At 39.0% G+C, this 11,088-nt stretch carries 12 protein-coding genes; 8 read left to right on the top strand and 4 right to left on the bottom strand.

Going from position 1 to position 11,088, the window contains the following annotated elements; all coding sequences use genetic code 11:
- Positions 1–139 precede the first annotated feature (139 nt).
- The 5 genes from ACFSKL_RS13900 to lgt all read left to right on the top strand — a co-directional run bounded on the left by ACFSKL_RS13900 (position 140) and on the right by lgt (position 3,761).
- A complete protein-coding gene (locus tag ACFSKL_RS13900; RefSeq protein WP_376886884.1) occupies positions 140–1,360 on the top strand; it encodes a nicotinate phosphoribosyltransferase in 1,221 nt (406 codons plus the stop codon).
- Between the two features lie 78 nt (positions 1,361–1,438).
- Positions 1,439–1,618: a hypothetical protein gene (locus tag ACFSKL_RS13895; RefSeq protein ID WP_376886883.1), complete on the top strand. Its 180-nt coding sequence runs from the start codon at positions 1,439–1,441 to the stop codon at positions 1,616–1,618.
- A gap of 639 nt (positions 1,619–2,257) precedes the next feature.
- Positions 2,258–2,746: an RNA polymerase sigma factor gene (locus ACFSKL_RS13890; protein WP_376886881.1), complete on the top strand. Its 489-nt coding sequence runs from the start codon at positions 2,258–2,260 to the stop codon at positions 2,744–2,746.
- Entirely contained in the window at positions 2,743–2,928 is a 186-nt protein-coding gene (locus tag ACFSKL_RS13885) for a hypothetical protein (protein ID WP_376886880.1), read from the top strand. Before ACFSKL_RS13890 ends, ACFSKL_RS13885 begins: the two co-directional genes overlap by 4 nt.
- Positions 2,925–3,761, top strand: coding sequence for a prolipoprotein diacylglyceryl transferase (gene lgt, locus ACFSKL_RS13880; protein ID WP_376886879.1), 837 nt, complete (start codon positions 2,925–2,927; stop codon positions 3,759–3,761). Before ACFSKL_RS13885 ends, lgt begins: the two co-directional genes overlap by 4 nt.
- Positions 3,762–4,209: 448 nt before the next feature.
- On the opposite strand, the gene ACFSKL_RS13875 is transcribed toward lgt, so the two are convergent.
- From ACFSKL_RS13875 to metK, 3 genes are all read right to left on the bottom strand, one after another.
- Positions 4,210–5,472, bottom strand: a complete 1,263-nt coding sequence (locus tag ACFSKL_RS13875; RefSeq protein WP_376886877.1) for a type II toxin-antitoxin system HipA family toxin — start codon at positions 5,470–5,472, stop codon at positions 4,210–4,212.
- A 6-nt stretch (positions 5,473–5,478) separates the two neighbouring features.
- A complete protein-coding gene (locus ACFSKL_RS13870; RefSeq protein WP_376886875.1) occupies positions 5,479–5,793 on the bottom strand; it encodes a helix-turn-helix domain-containing protein in 315 nt (104 codons plus the stop codon).
- A gap of 773 nt (positions 5,794–6,566) precedes the next feature.
- On the bottom strand, positions 6,567–7,820 hold the full coding sequence (gene metK / locus ACFSKL_RS13865; RefSeq protein ID WP_376886873.1) for a methionine adenosyltransferase: 1,254 nt from the start codon (positions 7,818–7,820) through the stop codon (positions 6,567–6,569).
- A gap of 368 nt (positions 7,821–8,188) precedes the next feature.
- Here metK and ACFSKL_RS13860 point away from each other — a divergent pair, with 368 nt between their 5' ends.
- Genes ACFSKL_RS13860 through ACFSKL_RS13850 form a run of 3 tightly spaced genes read left to right on the top strand, consistent with a single transcriptional unit; the run spans position 8,189 to position 10,068 of the window.
- On the top strand, positions 8,189–8,635 hold the full coding sequence (locus tag ACFSKL_RS13860) for a hypothetical protein (RefSeq protein WP_376886872.1): 447 nt from the start codon (positions 8,189–8,191) through the stop codon (positions 8,633–8,635).
- A gap of 4 nt (positions 8,636–8,639) precedes the next feature.
- On the top strand, positions 8,640–9,833 hold the full coding sequence (locus ACFSKL_RS13855) for a GTP-binding protein (protein ID WP_376886870.1): 1,194 nt from the start codon (positions 8,640–8,642) through the stop codon (positions 9,831–9,833).
- Between the two features lie 55 nt (positions 9,834–9,888).
- Complete coding sequence (locus tag ACFSKL_RS13850) at positions 9,889–10,068, top strand: hypothetical protein (protein WP_376886869.1); 180 nt, start codon at positions 9,889–9,891, stop codon at positions 10,066–10,068.
- A gap of 117 nt (positions 10,069–10,185) precedes the next feature.
- Here ACFSKL_RS13850 and ACFSKL_RS13845 read toward each other — a convergent pair whose 3' ends face one another.
- Positions 10,186–11,064 carry a mechanosensitive ion channel family protein gene (locus ACFSKL_RS13845; RefSeq protein WP_376886868.1) on the bottom strand — a complete coding sequence of 293 codons (879 nt, stop codon included), beginning with the start codon at positions 11,062–11,064 and terminating at the stop codon, positions 10,186–10,188.
- Positions 11,065–11,088: the final 24 nt, after the last annotated feature.

Genomic DNA, 11,088 nt, shown 5'->3' with positions numbered 1-11,088 from the left:
GAGTTCGTATATAAGCTAAACAGAAGGTATTTCGGTGAAAAATTATTCGACAGATTAATTATTGCAGCAATTCAACACTACGTGTAAGATTGTGGGGAGTCATAAATGATTTAGTAGAAATAGTTAAAACAAAAAATATATGAATCCTTTATTATTAACAGACGGTTACAAAGTCGACCACAGAAGACAATATCCAAACGGGACGACATTAGTTTATTCAAATTGGACGCCACGAAAAAGCCGTATTGATGGAGTTGAAGAAGTTGTTTTTTTTGGACTTCAATATTTCATCAAAAAATATATTTTAGAAGATTTTGAAACGTACTTTTTCTCTCAGCCAAAAGAAAAGGTGGTTGCCGAATATAGTCGAAGGATAAACAATTATTTGGGCGAAAATCAAGTTGGGGCAAAACACATTGGGGATTTACACGATTTGGGTTATATCCCAATGGTGATCAAAGCACTTCCCGAAGGCGCAAGTGTGCCGATGCGAGTGCCTATGTTTACAATGTACAACACATTACCCGAATTCTTTTGGCTTACCAACTATTTTGAAACTCTTGTTTCAGCAGTCGTTTGGATGCCTTGTACTTCTGCCACAATTGCAAAACAATACAGAAAAGTATTGGACAACTATGCTCATGAGACTTCTTCCATCCTTGAATTTGTAGATTGGCAAGGACACGATTTTTCAATGCGTGGAATGGCAGGCATTGAAGCTAGTTTGATTTCTGCAAGTGGACATTTATTAAGTTTTAGTGGTACCGATACCATTCCTGCAATTTCACTGTTGGAAAAATATTACAATGCCGATTCTGACAAAGAATTGATTGGGGGATCAGTTGCTGCTACCGAACATAGCGTCATGTGTATGGGGACTATAGAAGATGAAATTGGTACTTTCGCACGTTTAATTTGTGATGTGTATCCAAAAGGAGTCGTTTCAATTGTCTCTGATACTTGGGATTTGTGGAAGGTGCTAACAGAATATTTGCCTAAACTGAAACAAGAAGTTTTAAGCAGAGATGGCAAAGTTGTTGTCCGTCCCGACAGTGGCGACCCGGTGGATATTATTTGTGGCAATCCGAATGGGAAAAATGAAAATGAGAAAAAAGGTGTTATTGAATTGCTTTGGGAGACTTTTGGCGGGACAACTAATGCAAAAGGCTACAAAGAACTAGACCCACATATTGGTGCAATCTATGGCGACAGTATTACAGTCGAAAGAGCAACGGCAATCTGTGAAAGGCTTAAAGAAAAAGGATTTGCATCAACAAATGTAGTTCTGGGAATTGGCTCATACACTTACCAATACAACACAAGAGACACCTTCGGCTTTGCAATGAAAGCTACTTATTGAGAAGTCAATGGACAGGGCAGGGAAATCTTCAAAGACCCAATAACAGATGACGGGACAAAAAAATCCGCAAAAGGACTCATGAAAATCGAGCTTGAAAATGGAACTTACAAGCTAGTTGACCAAGCGACTTGGGAAGAAGAGCAGCAAGGCGAACTGAAAGAAATTTTCAGGGATGGAAAACTGTTGTTTGACCAAACTTTGGCTGAGATTAGACAAAGAGTAAAATTAAAAAACGGTGTAGAACATTTGGCTCACTAGAGAAAAGCCCTTGATACCGATTCCTATCGGAAAGCCCTGATGGATGTAAAAATCTATCAGGGCTTTTATGTGTATAGGGTTTGTTTTTTAAGGAATCTCCCGATATATGGGACAAACTATGATGCTCCACATTTGTCTAGTGGCTGCTTTATCCGCCTGTGGCGATTTACTGAAATCCACAGGGAGAAGGGCTTGCTAGGTAGAATGTTTATGAAACTAGGTATTTAGAGTTTCCATTTTGTAGGACTGGTTTTTCTGCACTATAGGCAATCAATGTTCTCCAACCTTGTTTTTTTTTGTTTGGGTGAGATTGGGTATGTTTAAGGATAAAAAACAATAAAAGTTAATCAGTCCAATTATTAGACATGTGTGTTTACTAGCCTGTAAAATTGAGAAAATATGAGTTACGACTTAAGGTTCTATGGAATGACTAACAAGTATTCTATTTGTTCTTTTAGCGAACTTCTACGTCACGGGAGTACAGGTTTTTGATATTTAAGGGAAAAGGCAAAATGTGCAATTCCTTCCTTTAATTCGTATTTGATTTGTTCTCTGACAATATTGAGAAAAATAATATTGATTGTTTGTGACAATTTTTAATTATATGATACTAACGATTATATATAGACCATAATTCAGGTGGAATCGCAAAAGCAAAACTTCATACAAATCATCAAGGATAATCAAGGTATTATTAAAAGTCTTTGCAAAGCCTATTATGTGAGTCATGAAGATCAAAAAGATGCTTACCAAGACATCGTCTTTCAGTTATGGAAATCCTTTGAGACCTTTCAAGGAGACTCCTCACTTGGCACGTGGATTTACAGGGTAAGCCTAAACACCTTGCTTACCAAAGTTAGGAATGAAAGGAACAAAATAATTACAGAACCTCTATCCGTCACAGATATCATGATGCCAACAGTTATGGCTGATGATGACAGAGAACTTTTAAATATTGTTATGCTCTGCTTAAAAGGGCTGGATAAGGCTATTGTCATATTATACCTAGAAGGGTACAAGAATAAGGAAATCTCTAATATTCTAAAAATCACTCCAACAAATGTGAGCACAAGGTTGAATAGGATAAAATCAGAACTTCATAGTAAACTAAAAAAAATATCGCAATGAATTTAAATAAACTCAAACCTGCTTGGAGACAATTTCTACTTCAGAATTCCATGGAGCTGGCAGATGAACAAGAAATCCTATTTATAATAGGGCAAGAAGATTTCTGGTCAATAAAGGTGCCTAGGCTTATTGCAAATATAATCATGGTCATTGTTTTGGTTATTTGTTTTCAAGGAGGATGATAGGATATGTAATTTGGGATATAGATCCCCGGATTTTCCCCGGTTTCGAATATTTGAGATGGTATGGACTATTTTGGGCCATAGGGATGCTGTTGGGATATCAGGTAATGCTAAAGATTTTCAAATATGAAAAGCTTTCTCAAACAGACTTGGACCAGCTTACTGCTTATGTGGTGCTCGGTGCTATTATTGGGGCACGTTTTGGTCATGTCCTTTTTTATGAGCCCATTTATTATTTAAACAATCCCATTGAGATTCTCCCCATTCGAATTGAGCCCAAATTTGAGTTTACTGGATTTGCAGGTTTGGCAAGTCACGGCGGAGTACTTGGGGCTTTGGTTGCACTGTTTTTATATTGTAGAAAATTCCAAAAGGATATCTTTTGGAATTTGGATAGGTTGACCATTGCTGCTTCATTGATGGGGGGATTTATCAGATTGGGTAATTTGATGAATTCTGAAATCATCGGTATGTCAGCGCAGGCACCTTGGGCTTTTGTATTCCTGAAAGTCGACCAAGTTCCTAGACACCCGGCACAACTTTATGAGGCGCTATGTTACTTTGCAATTTTTATCATCTTATTTATTCTTTGGAAATCAGGTAGACATCGCAACCATAAAGGTTTTTTGTTTGGGCTAGGCTTATTACTGGTTTTTATACAAAGATTTTTGATGGAATTCTTAAAGGAAAACCAAGTGGCATTTGAAGAAAACCTTACGCTGAACATGGGGCAGGTTTTAAGTATTCCGTTGATTGTGATTGGCATGATGGTTATAGTCTGGAGTCAAAAGAGATTTACGGACAAAAAACAGTCTATAAAAACACTTCATTAGTGCTGTATGTGTGGTGTCTATTTTGAGCTTATTGGCATTTAGGGATTAAATAAACAATAGTTCTTAGTGTCCATCCGAACAAGTCCTGACCATGGCAAAAGTTTATTTTTCGTAAAGTTGCATCATGAAAAAATTCAGCAACGAAGAATTTTACAACCTGTTTTGTAGATGGCAGGAATCAGGGGTAAGCAAAGCTTCTTTTGCAGATCAGGGTACAGACATATGAATGACTGAGCCGACTATTCGGTTTTAAACGGCAATCTACTTCACTTTTTCAATCCGCAATATCCCAATATTACTTCATAAAAAAGTTCGCACCTTCTTTTCGTAGTTCTCACCATTTAAAACCGTTTTGACAAAGTGAGAATAGTCGAATTCAGGTTAATAGTATTTTCAGTTTGACATCTCCCTTGATTTGAAATGCTATTATTTTGTGTCAACAAATATTTTAATGCTTAAATGCATTTTTCATAAATTCCATTTCATTTCTTGGAATACCTAGATCCATGGCAATTTGTTGCCAATGACCTACATGCTGCTGAATTGTACTTATAATAGCATTGGCTTCTTTTTCTTTTAACCGAAAATAAGGAGCGACTTCCCGTACCAGGTCTAAGTCCAAAGCATTGTCGTTTTCTGAAATATTAAGTTTTAAACCAGTACCGTTCGGGTTTGGATTGATATCATAGGCAGGTGAAAGCACCCAACCGGAATCTGTTAACAGAAATCCGTGATTGCGAAGGTGATCATCAGTATTCGAAATACAAACATTAAAAGCAATACGTCTCCATAACTTCTTGAGATCATTATCAACATCAGCACCATTCTGCATCAAAAATTCAAGGAGCTCTAGATAACTGACCCCATCTCGATAGTCCGTTCCATCAGTATATCCTAATAAGGTCATTGCAGAGGCAAAATGGATACGAGTACCATTGGTTTTCCTATCAAAGCGTTGTGTCAAAAAGGTGTGTTGGTGATGCGAAAATTTCTGCATTCTTGACGATGCCATTTCAATGCCAGATTGGATGGCAAGTCGATACGCTAGCATTTCCCAAGCCCCCATATCCTGCTGGTCATTTTGGCTTGGAAATTTAGCAATCCATAAAGAGCCATTAATATCTTGTATATTGGCTTTAGGTCTTGCACCTCCTAAGGAAGACCCCGGTGCCATTAGCATATTGAGCCATTTTAGGTATTCTGGGTTATTTGGGGCATCTTCTTTCTCTAGCTGTAGGCTGGCAAATTCAAGATCTCTAAGTGCAGCGAAAGGCGGTGCGGCCATTGCTTCATTATCATCTAAAAAAGCACCATCCTTTGCTATTTTAAAACGAAGTCCTCCCATTCGGTTATGGTCGTAAACCCCGAGTAGATAATCCGACTCCATTAAAGTTTTAGGACGTCGATCTTCTTTTCTGGCTTTGGCGGCTTCTTTGCGCATCATGAGCACCCGTCCCCATCGATCAGGTGAAGAGTCTAGGAAAATACCAAAATTAGATTTCCCATCATTGAGGTACTGAGCTCCTTTGAATAATCGTAGGTCTGGATCTATGATCTGGGCATAATCCGATTGTAACCATCCTTTATCATATTCAAAGGAAAATATTTCTTTCCCTCTAGATGGTGTAGCATATAAACTTCCCATTAAGAATGGAGCTTCAATTCCATCCCAATGCGCATATACCCATATCTCTTTTCGTTCAAGAGCCATTCTTTCTTAACGTTTTTTTGGACCGCGTTCCTTAACGGTTAGCTCGGCATCCTGTATTTTTCTGCCCAATACATCATCGTCTGCCAAAAGCAATATGTCCTTCTCCAGCCCTAATACTAATAAAACTTGGAGGATAATACCTATAGAAATTGAAGGACTCCCTTTTTCTAGGGAAGAAAGTGTGGGTCGGGAAATCCCAGCTCGTTCTGAAACCTGATCCATCGTTAGTTTCCTACGTAAGCGTGCTAACTTGATATTTTCTCCCACTGCTTGTAAAAGCTTCTTGTTCTTAGGCAGTAATATAATACTGTTTCTAGACATAATGTTAAATATAATTTACAAATATACATAAAAAAGTAAATAGTATTTTACGTTAAATTGAATAATAATTTATAGGAAACTTAATTTTTGTCCCAAAAAACACTTTTTTTGGGACAATTGAATTTGCTGCAAAGTATCCAGTCGTCCAACTACATGTTGGATGGCTGGATATCTACTGTGTTGTTTTTTAAGAGATTTAAGAGCGCTTTCAAGTCTTTTGGGAAAGGGCTAATATGTGCTCTTGCTTCGCTTCCTTACATAGCGTTTTATTTCCTCATTAGTGGGTGTAGGGTCGTACTGCTTTTTCAATACTGTTTTTTTTGAGCCATGTCGAGCTTGGAACAGATGGAATTATATTGGCCTAGCTTAATAGGATAGCGGGATGTGAAATCAAATTCTGCTTTACCTTCATTCTTTGATTCGAAAACTGATAGGAAAAGCTGTATTCTGAGCTGTCTTCAAAAATAGCTTCTGAAATTGACTCAATTTGGTTTTCGCCCATTTAATAAATCCTCAAGATTCTAATAAAGATTGGAATAAAACCTGTATCTTCCTTACAAATATAATATTATGGCAAAGGAACACACGGTCAAGAAAGCGGACAAGAAAAAACCTGAAAAGAACTTGAAGGAAAAAAGAGCCGAGAAAAAAGCCAAACAGGCAGATAAGAAAAACAGAGACTAAGCATTGGGATTCATCCATTAGAGCTTAGATGAAAAACAAAAAAAGCGACCTCTAAGTCGCTTTTTTTGTTTTAAGGGGTTTTCGAACAATCAAAGTCCAAATGCCTTCTTGATCTTCTCAACAAAATCGAGTTTTTCCCAAGTAAACAACTCAACATCCAAGTTTATTGACTTGCCATCAGGTGTGTAGAATGTTTTGTTTACTACTTCGTTGGTTCTGCCCATATGCCCATAGGCTGCAGTTTCTTCATAGATTGGATTTCTCAGTTTCAATCTTTGCTCGATGGCATAAGGTCTCATGTCAAAAATCTCTCCTACTTTTTTGGCGATTTCACCATCTGACAATCCCAGCTTGGATGTACCATAAGTATTCACATAGATACCCATTGGCTTGGCCACGCCAATAGCATAAGAAACCTGTACAAGGATTTCATCAGCAATCCCTGCAGCCACCATGTTTTTGGCGATATGTCTTGTTGCGTAGGCAGCCGATCTGTCTACTTTAGAAGGGTCTTTTCCAGAAAAAGCCCCTCCTCCGTGAGCCCCTTTTCCTCCATAGGTATCCACGATGATTTTTCTGCCAGTCAAACCCGTATCTCCATGGGGACCGCCAATGACAAATTTCCCTGTTGGATTGATATGATAGGTGATTTGATCGGTAAATAATGCCTGGATTTCAGGTTTCAGCTGTGCTTTTACCCTCGGGATGAGGATGTTGATCAGGTCTTCTTTGATCTTGGTAAGCATAGTGGGCTCATCTGCAAAATCGTCATGCTGGGTAGAGACCACAATCGCATCGATTCTTTGCGGTTGGTTGTCATCGGAATATTCGATGGTAACTTGTGACTTGGAATCAGGTCTCAAATATTTGATGGCATCACTTTCTCTTCTTAAGGCTGCCAATTCTTTCAAAATCCTATGGGAAAGATCCAATGCCAATGGCATGTAATTGTCAGTCTCTTTGGTCGCATAGCCAAACATCATTCCCTGATCTCCTGCGCCTTGCTCTTCTGGGCTTTGTCTATCCACCCCTTGGTTGATGTCGGGGGATTGTTCGTGGATGGCAGACAATACACCACATGAATTTCCATCAAACATATATTCCCCTTTGGTATAGCCAATCCTATTGATGACATCCCTTGCTATCTTTTGGACGTCAAGGTAAGTTTCAGATTTCACTTCTCCGGCGAGGATTACCTGTCCTGTAGTAACCAATGTTTCGCAAGCAACTTTGGATCTTGGATCAAAAGCTAAAAAATTGTCAATCAATGCATCGGAGATTTGATCGGAGATTTTATCAGGGTGACCCTCAGATACTGATTCTGAGGTAAATAGATATGGCATATTGTTGTTGCGTTTTTACAAATTCTAAATAGTGCGTAAAAATAAGCTTTCAAAAGGAAATAAAAAACCCGATGCCCAGAGATATCTTTGGTAACGCCTCTGATCTGGACTGAAATAGGATATTGGAATGGATTTAATTTATAAATTTGGGGTTCAATGATCATTTGGAAATGTTTTTGCGGGAATCACATAAGCAGATAAGAAAATCACAAATGAAAAATTAAATGCAACATTGTTGCGTTTATAAATAATAATAGTTTACCTTTGAACCATATCATTCACATAGTGTTCTCTTCATTTGAATGATGATGGTTGACTATAGGCTCTGAATGTGAATTCAGAGCCTTCTTTCAAAACAATTGAACACGATGAAAAAGATAGCTTTAACGTTGATGGGGGGACTTTTGCTCCTTTGTAGTATGGTTGCTCCAGAGCCTGATATGTGGGCTTTATTCTCCAAAACAAGATTTGTCGAGAAGCTTAACAGGGAATTTGGGATGTATTTTCTCTATCCAAAATTCCCGGATGAGTTGATGGAATATGAAGGGAAGATAGTGACTGTTTCGGGTTTTTATATCCCATTGGAAATGAATGCTTCAAACATCGCTGTTTTGTCTAAATTCCCCATGGCAGAGTGCTTTTTTTGTGGAGGGGCAGGGCCTGAGAGTATTGTCGTTGGCTATCTTAAAAATAAACCGAATCGTAAAATCAAAACAGATGAAATCGTGAAAATCAGAGGGAAATTAAAGCTCAATGAGAATGATATTGAAGAGCTTAATTTTATACTCCAGGATGCCGAGATCATCTTAAAATGAAAAAATGCAAAAGAAACTTCCGGTAACAGTCCTAAGCGGTTTTTTGGGAGCTGGAAAAACCACACTTCTCAATCACATATTGCATAACAAAGAGGGGCTGAAAGTCGCAGTGATCGTCAACGACATGAGTGAGGTCAATGTAGATGCACAATTGGTAAGACAGGAAAACACACTTTCCAGAACAGAAGAAAAGCTCGTAGAAATGAGCAATGGTTGTATTTGCTGTACGCTGCGGGAGGATCTAATGCTTGAAGTAGAGCGCTTGGCAAGCGAAAACCGCTTTGATTATCTTTTGATCGAAAGTTCAGGTATTTCAGAACCGCTGCCTGTGGCACAGACTTTTAGTTTTGTTGATGAAGAAAAGGGTATAGACTTATCCAGGTTCAGCAGGTTGGATACCATGGTGACTGTGGTTGATGCCATGAACTTTTACAAGGACTTTGGAAGTGCGGATACAGTCCACTCCAAAGCACTCAATGATGATCCTGAAGATCAGAGAAGCATCGTGAACCTCCTGACTGACCAGATTGAATTTGCGAATGTCATCATCCTCAACAAGGCTGATTTGGTTTCGCCGGCACATATTTCAGAGTTGAAAGCAATCATCAATAAGCTCAATCCTGGAGCTAAAACCATCGTCAGTGATCATAGCAAGGTCGATCCCAAAGAAATCCTGAACACAGGGATGTTTGATTTTGAGGAAGCCTCAGCCTCTGCTGGTTGGCTGGCTGAATTGGAAAACGACCATGTTCCCGAGACAGAAGAATATGGGATTTCTTCATTTGTATTTAGGGATAAGAGACCTTTCCATCCACAAAGATTTTGGGAGTATATTTCTTTCAACTGGCCTGCGGGTGTCATCCGAAGCAAGGGGCTGTTTTATATAGCTTCCAGAAAAGACCAGGCAATATCCTGGTCCCAGGCAGGAGGTTCAGTCAAAGCCGAGCCGGTAGGTGTATGGTGGGCGAGCATGCCTTTCAAAGAAAGGAGTCGCTACGCTTCCTACATCGAAAACCAAGAATACATAGAATCAAAATGGGACAAAAACTTTGGTGATAGGCAAAATGAATTGGTGATCATCGGCCAGGGATTGGACAAAGAAATCGTTTCGGCGGAGCTGGAAGCTTGTCTGCTTAACCCTTCGGAAGTTGCAGATTTTCTGAATGGTGAAAAATTCTTGGATAATTGGCCGATATAAACCCTGGGGTTTTGGAAAATTATTGTCTTTCACCACTGTTTTACGTTAGAGGAGTATGGCAAAGAAAACAGATCGGAAAAAGGAAAAAGAAGCAGAAGAATGGGATTTCAGTGAGGGTTTTGGGGGGATTCCCGATGATGTGGATCTGACCAGGAATATTGGTTGTGCATCTGACAGCAAAAAAGGGAAGAAATCCAAAAATTCAGAAAACGGAAAAGATTCAAATAAAGGTTGATCTCATAGCCTGAGTTCAATTGTTTTGACAAAGTGAGAATAGTCGAACTCAGGTTCATAAATGAAAAAAGCTACTCAGGCGTTTCTGAGTAGCTTTTTTTTGGTTCAAATCAAAAAATTATTCCTGACCTCCATCAGGGTTTCCAAGAGATTTTGCTGCAGGAATTCCTTCTGGATAGTAATGATTCACATCTCTTTGTGGGAACGGAATCTCAATATCATTGGCTTCAAATGCCTCTTTGAGTGCTTCCATATTGTCCCAGAACACTGGCCATAGATCCCCTGCATCTGTCCAACATCTTACGACTAAATCAAGTGAGCTGTCACCAAAACTTGCGAACTTCACTACCGGCTCTGGTTCTGCATGGACTCTATCGTCTTTTTTGAGTGTATCCAAAATAACCTTTCTGGTTTTCTTAAGATCAGTTCCATAAGCGACACCAATCGCCATGTCTACCCTTCTTGTAGGTTTTTGGGATAGGTTGGTGATGGAGTTGTTTGCCAACGCACCATTGGGGATGGTGACAACTTTATTGTCAAAATTCCTCACTTTGGTATAAAGTATGTCTACGTTTTCCACAGCGCCTAAGGTGCCTTGTGCTTCAATGGTATCGCCAACTTTGAAAGGCTTGAAAATCAATATCAAAACCCCGCCAGCAAAGTTGGACAAGGAGCCTTGTAATGCTAAGCCTACCGCCAAGCCGGCAGCACCAAGAATGGCGATGAATGAAGTCAATTCAACTCCAAGGTTAGAGGCTATCGTAATAAACAACAGCACATACAAAACAGCCCTTGAAAAGCTTTTAAGAAAAGAGGAAAGTGATTGGTCAATATTGTATTTTAAGAAAACCTTGTCTAGGGTTTTTATCAAAAAGCCGATGATAAACTTACCGATGATAAATATGAGCAAAGCACCCAAGATCTTAGGCCCAAACTCAAATAAAAATTCAATTGCTTTTGCCTGGATTACCGAGACTGTATCTAAATCTAATTCCATAATAAGTTGGTTTAAATTGAACTA

The organism is Belliella marina, from assembly GCF_042682445.1.
In the GTDB taxonomy this organism is placed as follows: Bacteria; Bacteroidota; Bacteroidia; order Cytophagales; family Cyclobacteriaceae; genus Belliella; species Belliella marina.
Note: the sequence above shows the minus strand (reverse complement) of the source record. Positions and strands in the feature narration are given on the sequence as shown.